The organism is Citrobacter sp. BIDMC107 (assembly GCF_001037575.1).
Lineage (GTDB): Bacteria > Pseudomonadota > Gammaproteobacteria > Enterobacterales > Enterobacteriaceae > Citrobacter > Citrobacter freundii.
The window spans coordinates 2098697-2119656 of record NZ_KQ089848.1 but is presented as its reverse complement, the minus strand read 5'-3'; the positions used below and the strand labels follow the sequence as shown (position 1 = coordinate 2119656).

The 20960-nt window shown below is 44.5% G+C and carries 19 protein-coding genes and 1 pseudogene; 11 read left to right on the top strand and 9 right to left on the bottom strand.

Features of this window, described 5'->3' with window-relative positions; all coding sequences use genetic code 11:
* Positions 1–117: 117 nt before the first annotated feature.
* Both SK39_RS09805 and SK39_RS27100 read right to left on the bottom strand, forming a co-directional pair.
* Positions 118–1809, bottom strand: coding sequence for a UvrD-helicase domain-containing protein (locus tag SK39_RS09805; protein ID WP_048216961.1), 1692 nt, complete (start codon positions 1807–1809; stop codon positions 118–120).
* Positions 1810–1811: 2 nt separating this feature from the next.
* A complete protein-coding gene (locus tag SK39_RS27100) occupies positions 1812–2270 on the bottom strand; it encodes a hypothetical protein (RefSeq protein ID WP_048216960.1) in 459 nt (152 codons plus the stop codon).
* A gap of 53 nt (positions 2271–2323) precedes the next feature.
* Here SK39_RS27100 and SK39_RS09795 point away from each other — a divergent pair, with 53 nt between their 5' ends.
* On the top strand, positions 2324–3304 hold the full coding sequence (locus SK39_RS09795) for an IS5-like element ISKpn26 family transposase (protein ID WP_032637327.1): 981 nt from the start codon (positions 2324–2326) through the stop codon (positions 3302–3304).
* Positions 3305–3404: 100 nt separating this feature from the next.
* Here the strand turns inward: SK39_RS09795 and SK39_RS09790 are convergent, their stop codons facing one another.
* Together SK39_RS09790 and SK39_RS09785 are read right to left on the bottom strand one after the other, a co-directional pair.
* A complete protein-coding gene (locus SK39_RS09790; RefSeq protein WP_082139105.1) occupies positions 3405–5138 on the bottom strand; it encodes an ATP-dependent nuclease in 1734 nt (577 codons plus the stop codon).
* 3 nt (positions 5139–5141) lie between these two features.
* Positions 5142–5607: pseudogene (locus SK39_RS09785) on the bottom strand (tyrosine-type recombinase/integrase); the annotation flags it as partial.
* Positions 5608–5866: 259 nt separating this feature from the next.
* Here SK39_RS09785 and SK39_RS09780 point away from each other — a divergent pair.
* Entirely contained in the window at positions 5867–6109 is a 243-nt protein-coding gene (locus SK39_RS09780; RefSeq protein WP_048216959.1) for an AbrB/MazE/SpoVT family DNA-binding domain-containing protein, read from the top strand.
* A gap of 284 nt (positions 6110–6393) precedes the next feature.
* On the opposite strand, the gene SK39_RS09775 is transcribed toward SK39_RS09780, so the two are convergent.
* Positions 6394–6999 carry a hypothetical protein gene (locus SK39_RS09775; protein WP_048216958.1) on the bottom strand — a complete coding sequence of 202 codons (606 nt, stop codon included), beginning with the start codon at positions 6997–6999 and terminating at the stop codon, positions 6394–6396.
* A gap of 359 nt (positions 7000–7358) precedes the next feature.
* Here SK39_RS09775 and SK39_RS09770 point away from each other — a divergent pair, with 359 nt between their 5' ends.
* The 4 genes from SK39_RS09770 to SK39_RS25695 are packed head-to-tail and all read left to right on the top strand — an operon-like array spanning position 7359 to position 10183.
* Positions 7359–7691 (top strand): hypothetical protein, encoded by a 333-nt coding sequence (locus SK39_RS09770; protein ID WP_048216957.1) that lies wholly within the window; start codon positions 7359–7361, stop codon positions 7689–7691.
* On the top strand, positions 7688–8929 hold the full coding sequence (locus SK39_RS09765) for a PfkB family carbohydrate kinase (protein ID WP_081051438.1): 1242 nt from the start codon (positions 7688–7690) through the stop codon (positions 8927–8929). Before SK39_RS09770 ends, SK39_RS09765 begins: the two co-directional genes overlap by 4 nt.
* Positions 8926–9531 (top strand): 7-cyano-7-deazaguanine synthase, encoded by a 606-nt coding sequence (locus SK39_RS09760; protein ID WP_048216956.1) that lies wholly within the window; start codon positions 8926–8928, stop codon positions 9529–9531. Before SK39_RS09765 ends, SK39_RS09760 begins: the two co-directional genes overlap by 4 nt.
* Positions 9509–10183, top strand: a complete 675-nt coding sequence (locus SK39_RS25695; protein WP_223862018.1) for a nitroreductase family protein — start codon at positions 9509–9511, stop codon at positions 10181–10183. Before SK39_RS09760 ends, SK39_RS25695 begins: the two co-directional genes overlap by 23 nt.
* Here SK39_RS25695 and SK39_RS09755 read toward each other — a convergent pair.
* A complete protein-coding gene (locus SK39_RS09755; protein ID WP_048216955.1) occupies positions 10127–10972 on the bottom strand; it encodes an 8-oxoguanine DNA glycosylase in 846 nt (281 codons plus the stop codon). The two genes, SK39_RS25695 and SK39_RS09755, sit on opposite strands and share 57 nt — an antisense overlap.
* Positions 10969–11535, bottom strand: coding sequence for a DNA adenine methylase (locus tag SK39_RS09750; protein WP_081051437.1), 567 nt, complete (start codon positions 11533–11535; stop codon positions 10969–10971). The genes SK39_RS09755 and SK39_RS09750 overlap by 4 nt, the downstream gene beginning before the upstream one ends.
* 527 nt (positions 11536–12062) lie before the next feature.
* Here SK39_RS09750 and SK39_RS09745 point away from each other — a divergent pair.
* From SK39_RS09745 to SK39_RS09735, 3 genes are all read left to right on the top strand, one after another.
* Positions 12063–13427: an anti-phage deoxyguanosine triphosphatase gene (locus SK39_RS09745; RefSeq protein ID WP_048216953.1), complete on the top strand. Its 1365-nt coding sequence runs from the start codon at positions 12063–12065 to the stop codon at positions 13425–13427.
* A 657-nt stretch (positions 13428–14084) separates the two neighbouring features.
* Positions 14085–14330, top strand: coding sequence for an AbrB/MazE/SpoVT family DNA-binding domain-containing protein (locus tag SK39_RS09740; RefSeq protein ID WP_048216952.1), 246 nt, complete (start codon positions 14085–14087; stop codon positions 14328–14330).
* A 680-nt stretch (positions 14331–15010) separates the two neighbouring features.
* A complete protein-coding gene (locus SK39_RS09735; protein WP_048216951.1) occupies positions 15011–17320 on the top strand; it encodes an autotransporter family protein in 2310 nt (769 codons plus the stop codon).
* 83 nt (positions 17321–17403) lie between these two features.
* On the opposite strand, the gene SK39_RS09730 is transcribed toward SK39_RS09735, so the two are convergent.
* Entirely contained in the window at positions 17404–17685 is a 282-nt protein-coding gene (locus tag SK39_RS09730) for a YjcB family protein (protein ID WP_048216950.1), read from the bottom strand.
* Positions 17686–18238: 553 nt separating this feature from the next.
* Here SK39_RS09730 and SK39_RS09725 point away from each other — a divergent pair.
* Positions 18239–19825, top strand: a complete 1587-nt coding sequence (locus SK39_RS09725; RefSeq protein ID WP_003841054.1) for an EAL domain-containing protein — start codon at positions 18239–18241, stop codon at positions 19823–19825.
* A 2-nt stretch (positions 19826–19827) separates the two neighbouring features.
* Here the strand turns inward: SK39_RS09725 and soxS are convergent, their stop codons facing one another.
* The gene (soxS, locus tag SK39_RS09720) at positions 19828–20151 is read right to left on the bottom strand and encodes a superoxide response transcriptional regulator SoxS (protein WP_003031731.1); all 324 of its coding nucleotides are present in this window, start codon (positions 20149–20151) and stop codon (positions 19828–19830) included.
* An 86-nt stretch (positions 20152–20237) separates the two neighbouring features.
* Here soxS and soxR point away from each other — a divergent pair, with 86 nt between their 5' ends.
* Complete coding sequence (soxR, locus tag SK39_RS09715) at positions 20238–20696, top strand: redox-sensitive transcriptional activator SoxR (protein ID WP_003031733.1); 459 nt, start codon at positions 20238–20240, stop codon at positions 20694–20696.
* Positions 20697–20960: the final 264 nt, after the last annotated feature.

Sequence of the window (20960 nt, the reverse complement as noted above, 5' to 3'; positions counted from 1 at the left end):
TCTCTGGTACGGTCTGAGGTCGCTATTGCATCTGCATTAAAAGCGGCCCCTTTAGCGGGCAGAGCATTGCGCGCTGTGGTACATATGAAAAACAGAAGAACACTGTTTCTCTTCAAGTCAAGTATCAGCTATAAAATAAGGGCTAACAACTCTCCGGTCATCGATATATATATTCATGTGATTTTTAGCGCGCGAAAATGCAACGAACATTAATCTTTTTGCGATGCTTTCTGAGTATTCAGCACCCTTTTCAACCGCCGAAGAATGGGGAACAACTTGATCATGATATCCAATAGATATTACATAATCGTATTCTTCACCCTTACAACCATGTATTGTTGTCACTTTCACAACGTTAGCCTCTTTATTTATTATTTTTCGTATTGAAATTATGTCAGCCTTTACTGGAAAAGCTGAAAGATTGGACTGACAGATCAAATAATCAGAATTTATTTTTGGAGAATGAGGTAAAGCAGATAAAAGGAACTCATAAAAATCTTTTAACCAAAGAATAAAAACAGTTCGCTTTGTATTGAATTGCTTTACTGCTTTTTTCAAGTCACTACAAGATAAACCATCAAATTCAGGAAGTTTGTCTTTTATAGAAATGCATAACGCATGTCTGGCTCTGTAATTATTAACTGACACATCAAGCAACACAAGACGAACAAGATCATTATAAATGGTATCTTTCAATGTATACAAAGGATTGGTTGAAAAAAAATCAAATACAAACTCATTTGAACGTTCATAAATACTATTGATAAGATCATTTAAGTAATATCTATTCGGACCTATTATAGCCAAACTCTCAACACTACCTTTAGACTTATTATATGCCTCAATAAGATTCATCACCCTACCGGCCAAATCAGTTTGCAATGTGTGTCTAATAATAGGTGACTTACCTAAATCCTCACGGATAGATTCTATATTCGATTTCGAATAAGAATATTTTTTATAGTAATCTACTAATGATTTTGTAGATCTGTAACATCCCGTAAGTTGCCTTACCTCCAACTCATCGAGTTTGAGTATTTTCTTAATACTAACTTCATCTTTTATAGACACACCAAGATCTTGATATATAGCTTGATCATTATCACCCACAACAAGAACTATTGTTTTATTATATCTTGTAATAAATGAAAGAACTTCCAACTGGATATAACTAGTGTCCTGAGACTCATCCAAGTAAATATAACCTATAAGTTTCGATAAATACTCTGCGATCTTCTCGTTTTGAGTCAAAAATTCCAGGCTAAGAGTTAATATGTCGTTAAAATCTATGAGGCTTGCATCTATCTTATTTTTTTCATATTCCTCACACACTATTGCCTCGTTTTTTTGAGCATCAATTATTTTTTCAGGCTCATTTAATAAACAAAATGGCTCAACATGAGGATCACCATATTCATCCCATTTAAATTTTAATCTTGTACTGGGGAATTTTTCCTTCTCAATCTTACGTATTAAGTCACGATGTTCACGCTCAGATATTAACCTTACTCCATCTTTTGTTCTAGCCATTGCCCCCGCATATTTTCTTACCACCCACTCGAGTAAAAATGAATGTATTGTTCCACACCAAACTCTATCATTTAGAATGTTTTGGTTATCTAATCGTAAATTTATTTCATCGGCGGCAGCATTAGTATGTGTAAGAACTATATGCCACTTAAACCCTGAGTCACACCTAATATTATCGCCAAGCATACCCAAAAGAAACTTAGTTTTCCCTGCGCCTGGGCAAGCAGAGACAAAAAGATTTTTTTTGATCTTTAATAATTCTTTTTTTTCATCGTCCATTATTACGCCTCCATTAAAAGATGCACTAAAGGATCATTGCTATAGTGTCCTTTGAAAATATCCAAAACTGGTTCTATATTGTCAACAATATATTCAAGGCTATCATCTGAGAAAGCCACTTCGATTATATTATCACCTAAAGTTTTAGTGTAATAATCACACCTATATTTAATCACTCTTGCGAGAGTTAACTTATTAAAATCGCTGGTAAATCCAAGTGCTTTACACAAAGCCATAGGGATAGGGAAATTGTGGTCAAGTTTCTCAACAACTTTCATTGCAAACCAACCTTTCTTATGTTTATTTGCCAATTTTAAAGCAAAGGAACCAATTTTCGTATCGTCAGAAGATTGGAAAGCATCTAAGTAAGGAGTTAAATAAAAATCTTTTTCGAACGATTCTCGTGCTATTATCTCAAAATATTTTTTTGAACCGCTTAGAGCTAAGGAAGGTGCGAACAAGTTCCTGATATGAGATCATCATATTCATCCGGAGCGCATCCCAGAGGGACATCATGAGCCATCAACTCACCTTCGCCGATAGTGAATTCAGCACTAAGCGCCGTCAGACCCGAAAAGAGATTTTCCTCTCCCGCATGGAGCAGATTCTGCCATGGCAGAATATGACCGCTGTCATCGAGCCGTTTTATCCCAAGGCGGGCAATGGCCGACGGCCCTATCCGCTGGAGACCATGCTGCGTATTCACTGCATGCAGCATTGGTACAACCTGAGCGACGGTGCCATGGAAGATGCCCTGTACGAAATCGCCTCCATGCGCCTGTTTGCCCGATTATCCCTGGATAGCGCCCTGCCGGATCGCACCACCATCATGAATTTCCGCCACCTGCTCGAGCAGCATCAACTGGCCCGTCAATTGTTCAAGACCATCAATCGCTGGCTGGCCGAAGCAGGCGTCATGATGACCCAAGGCACTTTGGTGGATGCCACCATCATTGAGGCACCCAGCTCTACCAGGAACAAAGAGCAGCAACGCGATCCGGAGATGCATCAGACCAAGAAAGGCAATCAGTGGCACTTTGGCATGAAGGCCCACATTGGTGTCGATGCCAAAAGTGGCCTGACCCACAGCCTGGTCACCACCGCGGCCAACGAGCATGACCTCAATCAGCTGGGTAATCTGCTTCATGGAGAGGAGCAATTTGTCTCAGCCGATGCCGGCTACCAAGGAGCGCCACAGCGCGAGGAGCTGGCCGAGGTGGATGTGGACTGGCTGATCGCCGAGCGTCCCGGCAAGGTAAAAACCTTGAAGCAGCATCCGCGCAAGAACAAAACGGCCATCAACATCGAATACATGAAAGCCAGCATCCGTGCCAGGGTGGAGCACCCGTTTCGCATCATCAAGCGGCAGTTCGGCTTCGTGAAAGCCAGATACAAGGGGCTGCTGAAAAACGATAACCAACTGGCGATGTTATTCACCCTGGCCAACCTGTTTCGGGTGGACCAAATGATACGTCAGTGGGAGAGATCTCAGTAAAAACCGGAAATAACGCCAGAAATGGTGGAAAAAATAGCCTAAATAGGCTGATTCGATGTGTTTGCGGGAAAAAAATCGGCCCAGATCCGCGAAATTTTAATCAGCGAGTCAGCTTGGGAAGAAATGACCTGCTTATTCGCACCTTCCCTAAATCAATTTCAAAGGTATGTTTTGTAAAATATGCTTTGAGAAGATTATTATTTGCAGTTAATAACTTTAACGCCTCAACTCTCTCTTTCCCTGATTTTTCTGAGGAAATGGCATCATCATACATTACCTGAGTGATGTACTCCGGTTTATCTTCGTTATAGATATTAATATCATCATCCGTGAGTATTGCGCATTTTTTAGTTATTCTCGATGGATGAAAAAGCGATGAGAGTAATTCAAACCCGGTTCCTCTCACAGAAATAAGAGATACTCCTAACTCATCCAGTGTTACACCGAAAGAGTTTTTTACTAAATGAGGTATTAGAATTTCCTCTGCATCCCCCTCAATTAATATCACATTTTTAGCAAATAAAATATCTGTACGTATCGCATCAAGAAAACGCTCTATCTTATTGATCGTTGGTTCATCGAGGCCTGAGGAAGGAGAACAAGCTTGAGTGTATCCAAGTTTTTTCACCAAAACATTAGTTGATGATATATTAGAGACTGATGAGATGTGTGTTGAATGCGTGGAAATAAAAACTTGAGTTTTTTTGTTTTTTAAATTACTGAAAAGTGTTTTTTGAATATGAGTATGAATATGCGATTCAGGTTCTTCTATGATCAGGAAGTTTGACAATAGATTCTTACTCACCCCTTCTTCATACTCATACAATTTAAGAGCAAGATATATTAAATTAGCTCCACCCAAGCTCATTTCGGATAAATCAGCCGTGTACCCATCACTCAACGAATCTCCTGCTTTGAGCTGTAAAACCTTCACAAGATCTTTGACGTCACTAGGAAGTTCTGATGAAATATTTACTAAGGGGGAATAAGTAGAGCCGACAGCATTAGTAATGGATGTTAGAATACCTGTAGAAAGCTTTCTAACCTCTGATATTGTTGATATCTTATTATTTACGTCTATAATATTACTTGTGAGCTCTTCATCATTTGAAATATCTTTAGAGATGAAATCCAATAGTTTTTGGAATGGATTGAATCTATTATTTTTTAACTCACTAACAACATCCCTCAGCGCCCTTGCGTATGTGCAACTAATATGGTCTAGTAAATTATATCCACGCTGCCTATTTCCTAATAAATCTATATATTCTACAGAAGGATTTGGGAAAATGAAGTTTGAAAAATCACCAGCAATCCTGACATATTCATTTTCATCGGAGAAATCACAGGTTCCTTGATAAACAGTCCAGGCCTCGTAGGTCGTTTTATCAATAATATATTCCTTTAGCAACTTATCATATGCCTCTCTCCTTTTTTGCAAGTCTGCAATAGATGATAAATTAAAAAGTTTCTCTCTAATATGGAATTGAGGTCGATATATGTATGTTACTCGACCTGTACCACCCGCATCAACTGTCGTATTTAATTGACATAAAATTTCAGACTCCTCATCTCCAGAAATGTCACCTAACTCCAAACTGATTAATATCCATTGACCAAAAACCGGCAAACATCCTCTGTGAAAATCTCTTTCAGTAAGGAATCTTTTATAATATGGGAGAGAATCATCTAGTATTAATCTCATAGCCTCAAAAACATTTGTTTTACCTGATGAGTTCTCTCCAACTATCGTATTCACACATTCCTTCTTAAAGTTCAACTTCGTACTTTGAAAATTTCTAAAATTACGTATTGATAAGTTTTTAATATACATTTATTAATTCTTCTGGTTAATTTTATTCGAATGCCATTGCATTATATCTATTCGGCTTTCGATATAATTAGCATGGTTATATATTCTGCGGATACTATTTCTATCAACATGAGCAAACTGTAACTCTATCCAAATACGGTTGAACCCTGCTTCATGCAATACTGTTGAAAAAGTATGTCGAAACCCATGGCCGGTAGGTCGTCCACCATAACCTATTCGCTTGATTAGTTGATTAATGCTCGCTTCACTCATCGATTTGTTCGGATCATTCCGCCTCGGAAAAACATAACGATAGTTCCCTGCCATCATTTTGAGTTCATTGAGTAAATCTAACGCTTGAGTCGATAAAGGCACAAGGTGTAGCCTGCGCATTTTTATCCTTTCAGCAGGAAGCGTTACCTAGATCAAATTCCGACCATAATGCAGCACGTAATTCGATGGTTCTTACACCCGTAATCATCAGTAACCTTGGCTGTTCTGGCAACCATCTTTGACGCTTATTTTATACAAAGCTGACATCAATCAGACTGTAAGTACCCCGCTACAGCACATCAACGTCTGGTATTCAGTTTTAGTTAAAAATATATTTTAATCAATGATATGTGAGCATTATTGTACGGATGTGCTCAAGAGGGATCCTATATGACTTTTAGTCCAGTGATTCAGCTCACTGCTACACTTGCAGGATTATCGAAACTCTGTATGCGGATACCCATGAGGGGGCTATAATGGTTCTTATTATTGAAAAATGGAGGAGCAGCCCGATGGTTAGAGTCCCGGAGTTTGGTATGAAAAAATTTGGCTTAGGTGCAAATGATGTTATTGATATTAAAGACCAATATGGTTGCATCATCATTGGCCATACGGAACTGAAAATGTATTCCTTGGATACTCTCTTGGAAGGAATTTCCGCAGTTAATCTTCACCCAAAAATTGGCTTCGGTTTACCAACAGGTAAAGAGCAGCTCTGATTTTTTTTCACGCTGTTCCGAAAGGTTTTTATGTTCTTCCAACCTGCTGAAAATTTAGAAGGAGGGGCAGAGAATCCAGCGCTGAGTGTTGTCGGTGATTGTCATCATGCATTAATCATTTTATGTACAATAACATTGAACCGCGTTCATTCAGATATTCGTAGCGAAATCTTCGTTAAAGCTCTCAATATACATATTATGTGTTGGCTTACCGGGATGCTTATAATTTAATTAACTACTTTATCTGTAATGGTATTTTTCTCTCAAGACTCGATATTTTCCTTCTAATCTACAGCGGAAGTTTCTTGAAATACCTTGGTGTACGCTGGTTCATTCGAGACCCATTCTCGCTCACCTCGCGTAATGAAATCTGCGATAGCGGATTCAATGACGTCACGGCTCAAAACATCAACATCAACGATAATCTGCAAACCAATACCATTTGCATAGCCGGGTAGGATACGATAACCACTGTGAACTACTGGTGGGTTTTCTCGGGCTATTTCCTGTTCTCGCTTCTCAATATATTCCATCCATGTCAGCCCTGCGAATTCGGAGAGTGCTGGTTTATTGCACAAATCACAGAACCGTTCGCCATCATCCAGCATCGACCATGCTTCATTGAATGCGATTGATTCGACTCTATCACTAAATTCTACACTGGCCGTAATTATCTCCGCATTCCAGAAAACCGCAGAGTCTCTTCCCAAGAAAAGTATGTCGCTCCACTTCCAGTTTCCGCATGCAAATGCCTCATCTATATCGCACTCGTCATAGAATATACCACCACAGCGATGCCGTTCACGGTGGATAAGGTTTTTGATTTCTCGGGTTTTAGCGCGGCGTTTACGGCGCGAAAGGGAGGTGAATACTCTGTTTTTCCGCTTCATGTGTGCTAACTCCGCGTTTTTTCGCTGGAAAAAGCCCAGCCGGGTAGAATACATGTTTAATTAGGGCAACGGAAGTTTTATCCCGAAGAACGATTGCTTTATCTGTAAAAGGCAATTTATTCAATAAATTAATTGAGGCGGTGCTGTAATTATAGGCACTTTCTGTCCTCACGACGAGGTCTGCTCGAAGGGCCTTAGGCTGACACTACCGAGATGACTATCAAGACAAATCATGATTAATGTTAGTTAAAAAATAACACCTGATACCTGCACATAAAGCAAACAATTTTTCTATACACCGACAAATTTTATTGATATACAAATATCAAATATATTAATAATTGTAACGCGAGGTGTCTATGTCAGGCTCTGGTGGGGGTAGCTTTGGCGGCCAGTTCGGTCAGGATGATTTTGAAGTGACCTGTGAAAAACTTACGATTGATACTCAGCTAAGTTCGCCCGATCCGCAGGTCGTAGCGCAGCTGTCAGTCGGCGTGATTATGGGGATTATGCAAATCAATTCAAACGGAACTCTGCTAACGGTTGCTATGCACAACGGTTTGCAGGCTGGGGGTATCGCTTCTCCCTACATCCAGCGCCTCCGTGACTGTATGAGTAATGGTACAACCTACGTTGCCAAAGTAACCGCCATTAATGGTGGTCAGGTCAGGGTCAGTGTGTACGCGATATGAGCAACAGCAAAACGTTCAGTACGGAGATCATCACTATTGCAGGCGGTACATATCATGAAATTAGCCTTCATCCAGGAAATCACCAGGTTTACGGTTCAGCGGGAAGGGCGGCATCAGCACTGGCAACGCTCGGTGTAAACGTTGATTTGTACACCTACGCTGATGAAATAGTCAATTCGGTTCTTCGAGAACGCGCCTGTTTTGAAAACTTCACGCTTCATACGAATGAAGTACGTGAATCCGTCATATTCCATTATGAGCATGGGCTGGCGGAACCTCGAATTTTCAATTACCCGGACACCCCTTACCCGGTCATTACAGTGAAAGCGCCCTGTGTTCTACGCTATGGAATGCTGGAGGGATCCGCTGTAATAGACGCGGAATACGCAGTATATGACCCCCAGAATGTGACCAACCCGGAGCCATTCACAGCAAACGGATCCAGAGCAAAGCACCTCGCTTTGATCCTTAACCGCTATGAGGCGAAGTCCCTCAGTGGCCAGCGCGAATTATCCGACAGAGAGCATGCAGAGTTTCTTTACGAAAGCGGTCATGCCGAAGTCATCATTATCAAGCAGGGCCCAGCTGGTGCACTCATCTGCGATAAAGGTAACATATCCTATATCCCTGCCTATGAGACAAGTCGGGTCAACAAAATTGGCTCTGGTGACGCATTCGTAGCCTATTTTTCCCGTGAGTGGATGCTGAACAAAAAAACAGCCCACGATGCTGCGAATTACGCCTCACTTGCCACCGCATGTTACTGCGAAAGTGGGCTTTTTCCTTCAGCAGAAGGGCTGGCTGCTTTCAGTCCCAGCCCCATCAAGCTTTCTCAGGCGTTTATTGAGGGTGGCAACAGAAAAGTCTATCTGGCTGGCCCCTTCTTTACCTTGGCACAGCTCTGGCTTGTTGAGCAAGCGCGACGGAACCTGAGCGATCTTGGGCTGGACGTTTTTTCCCCCTATCACATGGTTGGACACGGACCCGCAGAAGAAGTAGTCGAAAAGGATCTTGATGCGATACGGCAGGCCGACATCGTTTTTGCAATAGGCGATGCGCTCGACTCCGGCACCATCTATGAAGTCGGTTACGCGCGGGCGCTAGGCACTCCGGTGGTGTTCTATGCCGAGAACGAATCGGAAGAGGATCAGAAAATGATGGAAGGATCAGGATGTATCTTGAGCAAAGATTACGTCACAGCAATTTATAAAACGCTCTGGGTGGCCGCTCAAAAATGAAAACCGCACTCTTACTTTCTGGCGGAATGGACTCCATTGCTATTGCCTGGTGGAAACGCCCGGATATAGCACTGACACTCGACTACGGTCAGCAAGCCGCCAATGCCGAAATTAAAGCTGCCACTGCCACCTGTGAGACCCTTGGAATTGAGCATCACATTATACGCATTGACTGCCGTTCGCTGGGATCAGGAGATATGGCTGGTACCGCTACGGATCCGAATGCACCATCGAGCGATTGGTGGCCGTATCGTAACCAGATGCTCATCTCTCTGGCGGCCATGAAGGCAATAACGCTTGGCGTCACGCACCTGTGGATCGGCACAGTGAAGTCAGATGAAACGCATCTAGATGGTACTATAGGCTTCATCAGCAGAATCAGTGAGCTTATGTCGTTTCAGGAAGGAGGCATGGTTGTCGAAGCTCCGGCAATTACGTTATCAACCTCTGAGCTGATCAGAATTTCAGATGTTACGCCAGGTGGCCTCGCTTGGGCCCATAGCTGCCATAAGGCAAACATCCCATGCGGCAACTGCCGGGGGTGCAATAAGTATTTTCAGGTTCTGGATGATGTCGGATATGACTTGGACCGTTCCCGCTAGTCCTGTTCCCCGTGAACAGCCACTCAGCTATCAACCCGTTAACTGGCCCGCCGGAGATCCGTTTTTTCTGCCGCCTCCTTCGGAGAATGCAGTGCTTCCCGGATTGAATGACGTGATCGAAACCCGTAGAACACAGCGAAACTTCAGCCACGTCAGTCAGGTCCAGCTATCTCACTGGCTATGGCTAACCGGCAGAGTGATGGCTGTGGGACATTCAGGCTATGGCTTTCCACTAACTCAACGCCCCGTGCCCTCCGCCGGGGCCATACATCCTATTCACATTGTTCTTTCCCTCCCTGAACGGGATGGGTGGCAGCTGTATCTGCCTGACATGCATGCGCTGGCACCGCTTCGGATCCCTGAGCAGACCCGATTCGAAATACGCGATGAGCTTTTGCCGGTAATTGATATCCAGAGCGGAATTATTGTCAGACTTATCGCTGAGCCAGGAAAAACGTCAGCAAAATATTCAGATGCTGATAGCCTTGTTTGGCGCGATTCCGGTGTTCTTGTAGGGCAGATGGCGCTTGTTGCCGAAGCGCTGGAATGCAATTTTTGCCCGCTGGGCATTACAGGCCATGACTGGTGCTCCGGATTAAAACTGGAAGGTCGTCTGGCTGGTACCGGACTGGCGGTTTTTGGCTCGCGATGAACGGGGGCGCAATTTCGCAAGAGGCTGGCCGCGCATGTTTTCGATAAGACTGAACACTGTACTGGAAGAGGCCTGCATTTCATACCAGATAAGCGCATCCAGCTCAGATGCTTTTACGCCCATAGCTTCACTGAACTTCAGAAAGATTTGTTCCAGCTTCAGGTAGTCACGTTCAACAGTAAGGTCTCCCGGGAAAAAACCTGCAAGTAGTCCCGCCCTCAGGATGTGAATGTCCAGAATAGCGACATCATCCGCACAGAGCCAGTTACGTGCTATCCATGATGCCGTTTTATGACCAATACCGGGAATGGAGGTCAGCCAGTCTCTGAGAGCACGGCCCGAATCCGTCGGCGGCATCTCTACATCCAGCCTGTTTAGCGCAACCGAGAGATAGCGCGATTTTTGCCGAGCGAAGCGGTAACGTACTGATTTTTTACCAGTTTTAATGGGCTCTGATAGCCATTCGTAAAGAGTGGCTTCAGATGGTGGCTGAGCATCAAACGCACCGCAATCCTTCAGCTTATTGAATGCGGCAAGGCCTATCGCAGCTGGTATGCCGTGTCCACCCAGCAGGCAGGCACCCACTTCCTCTTTGAGCGTTCGCCCAAGCTTGTAATTGACGGCGTTGACTTCCAGACGACGGGCGAGTATTTGATAGGCCCAGTACGCTGGCGATGGGAACGCCTCAATTCTTCCCCACTGAACACCCGGCAGGATATCCTGTTCCGGAGCCGGAAAGTCAAGATTGATAATTGTCGGTCCAATGAAGACCGCTCCGCGCTGTGTCATACAGCCTCCAGACCATAAGTTGCGTTCAGCCAGTTGATCAGTTCGTTGCGCTCTGCGGGTTCCATTCGTTCTATGCGGTCATAAAGCCGAGTGCGTCTGCGGGCCAGAGTCTGTCTTTCCCGATAACTGCTGCCCATGTATCGCGCGTCATGCAACCTGTCAGGAACATCAAAGTTCATCCATACGCATTCTTCACGCACGTTCGTATGAGTCTTGGCGTTAAATCGCTCGCAGCGCCATCCGCTGAGCATTTCGTCATAGATAGTATTTCCGTAACCGGATATCATGACCATGCAGGGCAACTTGGCAAGCACTTGCAGCAGCCGGCGATGATCGTCATCTGAATATTCATGACGATAGATTTTGCTACGTTTACGCGTGCTATGAACATAGGGTGGGTCGGCGTAAACTAGCTCACTACCCTGATACGGAAACGTACTGAGATACGCTATAGCGTCATCCTGAATGAGTTCGCAGGGAATATCCCCGCCGCGCCATACATCAATAACCTGTTGATCAATATCGATTCCAATATTACGGGCTGCGGGCCGTTTGTTGCGCATCACAGCTCCTCCACCAAGGTGGGTTTCAATATATGTCTCATGCACTGGCATCAGGTTGATGAGTCTCTGATAGCACTTGCCTTTACCACCGGGATATCTCATGCACTAATCATCGTCATTTCTGACGATGATGTCAATTTCAATCGATATTGGTGTTCGCGCTCCTTTACTACAAAGTACATAATCAATAACCTGATAGTTCGTTTTTTATAAACTCTATTGCAGAGCTGTTCACACTAACGCATAGCAACGTGATGATTTTAAAAAATAACTTTTCTCGTTACAGGAATAGATGTGATAGATAATTTATTCTGCTCAATGATGTATGCGACGGATGCATTTTCACTTCCAGAGTGCAGCACGGACGATCGCTCGCCCGGAACTCTTTAACGATGATAAAACCTGGGTAGTTTGCTGGCACAGAGGATTCATTCCGAATAACAGGGACGAAACTCAGCCCCGGGTTTACATTTCTCACGTCTGCACTTAAGCAGGCTGATTGCTATATCCTGCCCACAGGAGCCTGTATGACACACAGCAAAGAACAGATCTGGTCTGAACGCCAAGGGAGCAATACCCGTAGGCCAGATGAAATAAGGTCGGAATACGAACGCGATCTTTCCCGACTAATCCACTCTTCCGCGTTCAGGCGATTACAGTCGAAGACGCAGGTGCTGGGTCTGGGCGAGAGCGACTTCTACCGCACACGGCTGACTCACTCTATGGAGGTAGCGCAGATTGGCAGCGGCATCCTGTCGCAGCTGAATATACGCTATCCCGTTGGGATAGCGACTGAGGCGGAATTCCTGCCTCACCCAAGCCTTATGCAGGCTATCTGTCTTGCCCACGATATCGGCCATCCCCCCTTCGGTCATGGCGGTGAAGTTGCGCTTAACTACTGCATGAGAGCCTATGGAGGCTTTGAGGGTAACGGACAGACGCTGCGTATACTCACCCAACTGGATAAGTACACCGAGTCCAACGGGCTGGATCCCACGCGCAGGCTTATTCTAGGCGTGCTGAAATACCCGGCAAGCTACTCTGAGGTAGTCAACGAGAGCGCTTACGGCCAGCCACAGGCAGGAAGCCGTGAATGGCTGTTTAAATCCTCCGGCTTTAAGCCCCCGAAATGCTATCTGGACTCCGAAGCGGATACTGTCAGCTTCGCACTCCGACCTTTTGATGATGATGATGCGCTGTTATTCAGATCCGGAAGAAAGACCACCAAGCCGGTTGAGCACAGAAAAACGAAATATAAAGCGCTGGACACAACGATTATGGACTTAGCTGATGAGATTTCCTATTCACTCCATGATCTTGAGGACGCGATTTCGCTGAGAATGATCGACAAAAGCATGTGGATGGACTACTTCAGTGACAAGTCACACCTGTTTGAAGCATGCCAACGCAGCTCGTTTTACCTGACCGCTGAAGACGTAGCCGATAAGCTGTTCGGCAGAAGCTACCTTCGCAAGGAATGCATCGGAACGCTGGTCCACCTGATGATCACAAGCGTCACGCTTCAGGTGCAGCATCCTGATTTCAAGTGCGGAATGCTTCGCTATAAAGTGGCACTACCTGCCGAAGTCGAAGCCCTACGTGAGGCCATTTTCAGTCTGGTTGAGGACAAGGTGATCCGGCACGAAAACGTTCAGCTACTGGAGTTCAAAGGTCAGAAGCTGATTGTAGAACTGTTCAATGTGCTGGCAAGCGACCCCACACGTTTTCTCCCGGCTGAGACGTGCAAGAAGTATAGAGAAGCTGAAAAAGCTGACGATAAAAAAATGCGGGTCATCAGCGACTATGTTTCAGGTATGACGGACGAGTACGCGACTCGGCTGTATGAGAAAATCTTTGTTCCGCGCAAAGGATCAATCTTTGACAGACTCTGATGTTCCCTCTGCACATGGCAAACCGTGAGCACGATGAAATAGAAGTTGACCCTGGCCCTGTTTTCAGGGGGGCTCAATCCTTATCAGTATTGTCGGGTTTTATGGTTTTTTTGGATAGCATAAGCTCTATTGCTAACTCAGCATCCTGCGCGTCACTGGGCCGAAAGTCACGGTTACTGAATAAGTACCAGATACAAAAAAAGCGGGGGTAGCACCCCGCTTTGGTATTTTTGGTAAGTAGCAACCCGGAGGCGGGAAGCTTTGATTATCCTAACCTCAACTGCGCTATGTATACAAATTTTTGAGCCTGTCTGTAAGTTTGTGTAGATGTTCATTTGTTAAATGGTGATCGATCAGGAGGTTTCGGCACCGCAAGCCACTCCATTAAAAATCATTTTCCCACTACAGCACATCTGACTTTTTTCATCTGTTTTAACTTAAAATCATTTCTAATCAATTAGATACTATTTGGTTCGGACGATGTGCTGTAGCGGGATGTATCAATTATCTATTAATAAAAGATAGTTGAATTATTTTTACTAATACTGATTAGTGGAATGATGCGTACTAAATGGTTTGAAATCATGTGATATAAGTTGTTGATATATAAGTATAGTTATAGAAATGATGTGTGATGGTACTAGCGGGGGAGCTCCAATGATCCAGACAATTATTGAGAAATGCGGAGATAGCCCGGTATTCAAAATACCAGAAGCAATTATGGAAAAAGCTGGCTTCAGTATCGGCGATGCTATTGATATTGAAGTCAAAAATGGCTGTATCATTATTGGCCCAGCGGAACTGGTTAAATATTCCCTTGAAAATCTTATTGAGGGAATTTATGAGGTTAATCTTCACAACAGAGTTGACTTCAGGCTGCTAATAGGCAAAGAGTTGCTCTGATTCTCTTTTAGACTAATTCCAGAAAATTGGAATGATTGCGGTGAGCAACAGCCAAGAGAGGAAAGTAAAGTTTTTAGTCGTAATAAAGGCTATTTTTTACTAAAAACTTCACATAGTTAATAACTTATTATATAACAATATGAAATTATTATATTTTTTGTTTTATTTTCCACTATCAGGTAATTAGAACCTTTTTAAGATAGCTGAACGCATTAACGTTCTAATGTAAAAAAACCCCGTTGCGACGGGGTTTTTTTACATCTCTTATTCAGAATTAATTATTCGGTATTTTCTGGTTTATCATCGCAGCTTTATTATTCATTTAATACGAAATGATTTACGCTAATATTCGATAATATTTATTGATTGTTACAGGGAATGAAAATCAATGTAGGTATTACCGAATGATAACATTAAAAATGACGATAATAACTAATGGATTTATATTGCACTTTTGATTTTTTCAGTTTGAGATAGTTTTTGGAGAGCAATATTAAATTAATTTAAAGAAAAAAAATGTAATTTGCTGCGTGGTAAATATTGACAAATTAATGCATGGCTTTAAATAATGCTTTTAGCTTATCAATTCTTCATTGATGAAAATATATTTATTATTGGCTGCTTTTTATTGGTGGGGTGTTAATAAGTGCGTTGGTAAACTATTTGTTATGGAGCTTACTATGTATCACAGGAAGATAAACCCGAAAGCAATAATACCTTTTGCACTATCATTTACCGCAGCGCAGTTGGTTTGCGCCGGATTTGCGAGTGCAAAAAACTATGAACTAAATTATATAGATGTTAATGGTGGTCAGGAAGGGATCATCATTCAGGATACGATTGCAGATGATAAAAGCTATGATATCACGGTAAATATTGATAACCCTGTGCGAGGTGAAGGTAATGGCCTTGAGGTGAAGATTGGCAGTATCACCAAAGCCCAGGCGGGAGATTATCAAATTGGCAATTACAACGTGAATATTAGCGGAACTACGCAACAGGAACACCGCGCCGGTCTGGCCTTTTTTGGCTTATCCGCCGAAGGTCAGGACACCAACGTCACCGTCGATAACTTTAGCCTGAAAAACACTTTCTTAATTGGCTCTAAGTATACACATAACAATACTGCGTTGTATACGGGAAGCGGTGCGGATATCACTGTAAACGGTAATGTGTACATTCGTTCAGAGGTTGAACACAGCAACGAGGGGAAAGACGCCACGCTGGCAAATAATGGAGTCTATGCGCGCGGTGCAGGTTCAACTATTACAGCTAACGGTGGCGATGTTTACATTAATACATACGCCAGTAATTTCAAAGAACTGCTGGAGAACAATAGTGGTTATCCTGATGGCTCATCAAAAAGTGATGCAGTTAGTGCTAAAGATGGTGGTGTCGTAAATATTAATCAGTCAGGTGAGCACAAGGTTAATTTGTTAGGAAATATCGACTTCGGCGATAAAATATATGCTAATACCAGCCAGATGAATATTACTCTCAATGGTGCAGAGTCATTCTGGCATGGGCATGAAGCGAACTTCCTGGAAACTGCCAGCGGTAAATGGGCGGGAGATTTGAATCTGACGCTGATGAATAATGCTTACTGGATCCCGGATGGCAAAGACGCTCAGGTCAGCGCCATTACCTTGCAAGACGGCGGGACGATAAACCTGCATGGTTTTAACCTGCATACCAATCAGAGTATCAACGAAACCGTGAAGATTCACGATCTGAAAGGCAACAACGGTATTTTCCTGATTGATGTAAATACAAATAAAACCGATGAGCAGCGGCGTAATGGGAGCGACTTTATCGAGGTCGTTAAGAGTAGCACGGGGGGAACTCATGCCATTGAGGCGTTAAATATTAATAAGCTCAGCAATCTGCAAGAAGATATCTGGGTTGCCGATGCCGCCAGCAATGTGACGTTCGCAGCGTACGATAAAATCGATATCACTAACGAGTATGTATACGACTATAAACCGCTACTGCGTTCTGATATTCGGGAAGGCGATCCGGTAAGCCAGTATGGCACAAACTGGTATATCACGGGGGTTTCAACGAAAGCCAGTGCGGGTAGCAACACCGCAATTGCCAATACTGGGTTAAACTACGCGGCGGCCACCGCCCGTCTTGAAATCGACAGCCTGAATAAGCGTTTAGGGGAATTACGCCAGAACCAACAGCAAAATGGTCTGTGGATACGCTATAAAGGCGGCGAAATGGAAAGCGATAATGGCAGCTACTTCAAAAACCTGTACAGCTTCTGGCAACTTGGTTATGACAATAAAGAAGAAGGTGAACAATCAGTCTGGACGCGAGGCATTGCGGCGCATTACATGAGAGGTAACGCTGACTTTACTTATGGCACGGGTGATAACAAGAGCTACGGTGGTTCACTTTATGCTGCATGGAACCGTCCGGAGAAACAGGACTACCTGGATCTGGTGCTGAAATATAGCCGCCATGAGAGTGATTTTAACTACCGAAATGTGTACGGCAATATGGGGGTGGCGGATAGCAGTACGTGGTCAATTAGCGCCAGCGCAGAATACGGTCGTGAGTTTAGTCTGGGAGAATCCTCTTTCATCGAACCGCAAGCGCAGCTCGTGTATACCCGGTTGTATGAGGCTCGTTATACCACCAGCAGCGGACTACGGGTTCGTCAGAATGATATCGATAGCGTGATCGGTCGTGTCGGATTGCGAGGAGGTTATCGATTTGAAGAACGCCCGGACAGCGACATTTATGTGAAGCTGGATCTGCTGCATGAGTTTGCCGGCGATCGTGATGTCACTGTGTGGGGTAAAGACGCGTCCATGACGGTTCGCGAGGGAGGAAGTGACTCGTGGATTAACTACGGTATTGGTACCAATATCCACCTCACTCAGAACAATAACTCCCGACTGTATGTTGACCTGGAAAGATCGGCTGGAGGCGACATTGATATGAACTGGCAGGTGAACGCAGGGTTCCGTATGGAGTGGTAAACGGTTACCGGAACGTCAGTAGAATCGTTATTGCTTAAAACCGTGTCCGACCGGGTATATTCTGGTCGGACACACTGTTGTTATCAGTTCAACACCATCGGCCAGTCTGGCGGTGTGTGGCTCATCACATCAACCATCACGGTTTCAATGTTCTTCCAGATAGTAGACATATCCACCAGGGTTATGCCGAGCAATCCAGTCGCAAACCAGCAGGCAAAAACCAGCCCCAAACCGCTGCTAATGACGGCCAGGCCAATATAATCTGATTTACGAAAACGGATATTGAGCGTACTGGCTAAAAACATCAGCACTGAACTGAGTAATTGCCACCGCAGAAGAACCACGCCAGTTGTTATCGTTGCCATGAAAAACGTCCTCAGAAAGTCTGGATGCCCAGGACAGCGCGGGGGTGTTCACCGAGGGTGTAGTACTCTGGCTATCGACGGGCAATAACATGAATGAAACATTGTTTCTGTTACATGATTTTTGTGAACTATATCACAAGTGCTCGTTTGTTCACCAGTACTGGACGTTATTTTTACAGGATCATAACCACTCTTAATGTGTGGTTATATTCAAAAAGGCTTTTGACACTAAATAATCAATCTTAAAGGTGCATTTAGACCACCGGTTTAATTTATCCTAAATTTTGTGTTAAAAAAATTTAATGAATTTCTTAAATGCAACCAGGATAGTGCTCATAAAAAATTTACGTTTTAGGGATAATAACGTTGTGAAATAAGCGTAACTTTAAGTTTGCCTTACGGAAAAATAATATCATCATCAACTATTATCAGACTTTTACATAGAGACGTCTGTTGCTAATACTGATAGATTCATGCAAGTTAACTAGCTGGTGTTTATAGCATCCTGCCGTGACAGGTACTGGCATAGACAAAACAGGGACATAAGGCTGACATGAATCACAGTGCGCGACGCAAGCTGCTGAAGTTGCTGGGAACATTCATGGTGGTATTGCTCCCCGTGGTGCTGGCATTATGGTTTGCTCAAATTCGGGCTATGTCCGAAACCCGTAATCAACTTCGCTCATTTGCTCAACTGGTGTTAAATAAAACAGAATTGGTAATCCTGCAAGCCGATTTGGCGCGTGATATGGCCCAGTTGTATCAGGGTAAGATGTGTACCCCGGCACATCAGAAAAGTATGCTGAATATTATTCGCGGTCGTTTATATATCAGCGAGCTAATTTATGCGCAGGGCGATCATTTTTTGTGCTCTACGTCGATGGTGCCACCCGTTACCTATATTATGCCGACCGCAGACTATAAACGTACGCCGGATATCGCCATCTATTACTACCGCGATACCCCTTTTTTCGCTGGCTACAGAATGACGTACATGCAACGTGGGAACTACGTCGCAGTCATAAATCCATTATCCTACAGCGAAGTCATGTCAGATGATCCGGATCTGTCCTGGGGCGTATATGACACAGTAACAGATACGTTTTTCTCCGCCAGCGAAGCGGCAAATATTGCGCAATTCGCGCCTCTCGTACGCGGTGAAGCCTCGACCTTTCAACAAGACGATCGCTTTTACACCATCGTGCATTCAGAAAAACGCCCAATTGCGATCATTGTGTCGACCTCAGACAACCGCGTAAGTCAGATTTTTTATCACGAGGCGGCGTTAACCATTCCCTTCGGGATTATCTGCAGCATCCTGATACTGCTAATGTGGTGGCGCACGCGCCAGGAATACTTATCTCCCCGGCGCTTACTAAAACGCGCGATCAAAAAACGTCAGCTTTGCCTGCATTACCAGCCGATCATTGATATTAAGAATGGACAATGTGTTGGTGCTGAAGCTCTGCTGCGCTGGCCGGGTTGTAAAGGTGAGGTGATGAGCCCGACGGAGTTTATTCCGTTGGCTGAAAAAGAGGGAATGATTGAGCGGATCACGGATTATGTCGTTGAAGAGGTGTTCAACGATTTGGGGTATTTTCTTTCGGCGCATCCTCAGCTTTATATCTCGATTAACCTTTCCGCTTCTGACTTTCATTCATCCCGATTGATTGCTCTGATTAACGACAAAAATCGTGAGTACTCCGTGGCGGCCCAGCAAATTAAAGTCGAAGTGACGGAGCGGGGGTTCATAGATGTACATAAAATGACCCCAGTAATCCAGGCGTTCCGCAAGGCGGGTTATGAAGTGGCGTTTGATGATTTTGGCACGGGATATTCCAATCTGCATAATTTATCAGCGCTGAATGTCGATATCCTGAAGATCGACAAATCGTTTATTAGCACGTTGTCCACTAACAGCACCAGTCACTTGATTGCCGAACATATTATTGAGATGGCGCAAAGCTTACACCTGAAGACGATTGCGGAAGGGGTGGAAACGAAGGAACAAATCGAATGGCTGCTTGAACGCGGCGTACAGTATTGTCAGGGCTGGTATTTTGCGAAGGCGCTGCCGTCGCAGGAGTTCATGCACTGGATACAACGGTCGCCCGCCATACTGACGCAGAGCGGGCAATAAGCTTACAGGCGGTGGCGGTAATCGCTGGGGGTACGATCAAACTCGCGGCGAAACACGCGCGAAAAGGTTTGTTGCGATACATAACCAAGATCCATCGCGATATCGAAAATAGGTCGTTCAGTCGTCCTCAGTTCAACCGCCGCCAGCAGAAGTCGTCGCTGGCGGATGTAGTCACCCAGCGTCTGGCGCGTCACCGTGCGGAACATTCTCTGTAAATACCACTTCGAGTAACCTGATTTTTTCGCAACCGCCTCAATGTTCAGCGGCTGATCGATATGTTCATCAATCCATTCAATAAGGGTCTGAATAATCTGCTGATGGGACATAGGGCTGCCTCTTTCTCAGTATTCGATTCGTCGTTTTGTCTGTGGGCGAGTATAATTCCTCAAGTTAACTTGAGGTAAAGCGATTTATGGAAAAGAAATTACCCCGAATAAAAGCGCTGCTCACGCCAGGTGAAGTTGCAAAGCGTAGCGGCGTGGCAGTTTCGACCCTGCATTTCTATGAAAGCAAAGGGTTAATCAGCAGCATGCGCAACAGCGGTAATCAGCGTCGCTACAAACGTGATGTGTTGCGTTACGTGGCGATTATCAAGATTGCTCAACGTATTGGGATCCCGCTGGCAACGATTGGCGACGCGCTGGGCGTATTACCTGAAGGACATTCACTTAGCGCTAAAGAGTGGAAACAGCTCTCTTCGCAATGGCGTGAAGAGCTGGACCGACGCATTCATACTTTGGTGTCGCTACGCGATGAGCTGGATGGATGTATTGGTTGCGGCTGCTTGTCGCGCAGCGATTGCCCGTTGCGTAACCCAGGCGATCAGTTGGGCGAGCAAGGAACCGGGGCGCGTCTGCTGGAAGATGATTGATTGGTTTAAATATATGACGGATATATACCCTAAATAATTCGCGTTGTGGGAAGGCGGCAAGAGCACGAATCCCGATGAGCTTAGTAAACTAAGTGATTCGGGTGAGTAAACGCAGCCAACACACCTGCAACGTGAAGTATGACGGGTATAAAACTAAAGCGCCACAGAGGGCGCTTTAGTTTGGTTCCGGTCTTTGTCTTTCACTCTATCCCGCTGGTTCACGGGAGGGTTTCCCCCGACATCAACACCCCTCAGTCGAGCACA

Bases quoted from the DNA above. Each gene is read 5' to 3' on its own strand.
- SK39_RS09805 (WP_048216961.1), bottom strand. From the start codon at position 1,809: ATGGACGATGAAAAAAAAGAATTATTAAAGATCAAAAAAAATCTTTTT.
- SK39_RS09795 (WP_032637327.1), top strand. From the start codon at position 2,324: ATGAGCCATCAACTCACCTTCGCCGATAGTGAATTCAGCACTAAGCGC.
- SK39_RS09790 (WP_082139105.1), bottom strand. From the start codon at position 5,138: ATGTATATTAAAAACTTATCAATACGTAATTTTAGAAATTTTCAAAGT.
- SK39_RS09780 (WP_048216959.1), top strand. From the start codon at position 5,867: ATGGTTCTTATTATTGAAAAATGGAGGAGCAGCCCGATGGTTAGAGTC.
- SK39_RS09775 (WP_048216958.1), bottom strand. From the start codon at position 6,999: ATGAAGCGGAAAAACAGAGTATTCACCTCCCTTTCGCGCCGTAAACGC.
- SK39_RS09770 (WP_048216957.1), top strand. From the start codon at position 7,359: ATGTCAGGCTCTGGTGGGGGTAGCTTTGGCGGCCAGTTCGGTCAGGAT.
- SK39_RS09765 (WP_081051438.1), top strand. From the start codon at position 7,688: ATGAGCAACAGCAAAACGTTCAGTACGGAGATCATCACTATTGCAGGC.
- SK39_RS09760 (WP_048216956.1), top strand. From the start codon at position 8,926: ATGAAAACCGCACTCTTACTTTCTGGCGGAATGGACTCCATTGCTATT.
- SK39_RS25695 (WP_223862018.1), top strand. From the start codon at position 9,509: ATGACTTGGACCGTTCCCGCTAGTCCTGTTCCCCGTGAACAGCCACTC.
- SK39_RS09755 (WP_048216955.1), bottom strand. From the start codon at position 10,972: ATGACACAGCGCGGAGCGGTCTTCATTGGACCGACAATTATCAATCTT.
- SK39_RS09750 (WP_081051437.1), bottom strand. From the start codon at position 11,535: ATGCGCAACAAACGGCCCGCAGCCCGTAATATTGGAATCGATATTGAT.
- SK39_RS09745 (WP_048216953.1), top strand. From the start codon at position 12,063: ATGACACACAGCAAAGAACAGATCTGGTCTGAACGCCAAGGGAGCAAT.
- SK39_RS09740 (WP_048216952.1), top strand. From the start codon at position 14,085: ATGATCCAGACAATTATTGAGAAATGCGGAGATAGCCCGGTATTCAAA.
- SK39_RS09735 (WP_048216951.1), top strand. From the start codon at position 15,011: ATGTATCACAGGAAGATAAACCCGAAAGCAATAATACCTTTTGCACTA.
- SK39_RS09730 (WP_048216950.1), bottom strand. From the start codon at position 17,685: ATGGCAACGATAACAACTGGCGTGGTTCTTCTGCGGTGGCAATTACTC.
- SK39_RS09725 (WP_003841054.1), top strand. From the start codon at position 18,239: ATGAATCACAGTGCGCGACGCAAGCTGCTGAAGTTGCTGGGAACATTC.
- soxS (WP_003031731.1), bottom strand. From the start codon at position 20,151: ATGTCCCATCAGCAGATTATTCAGACCCTTATTGAATGGATTGATGAA.
- soxR (WP_003031733.1), top strand. From the start codon at position 20,238: ATGGAAAAGAAATTACCCCGAATAAAAGCGCTGCTCACGCCAGGTGAA.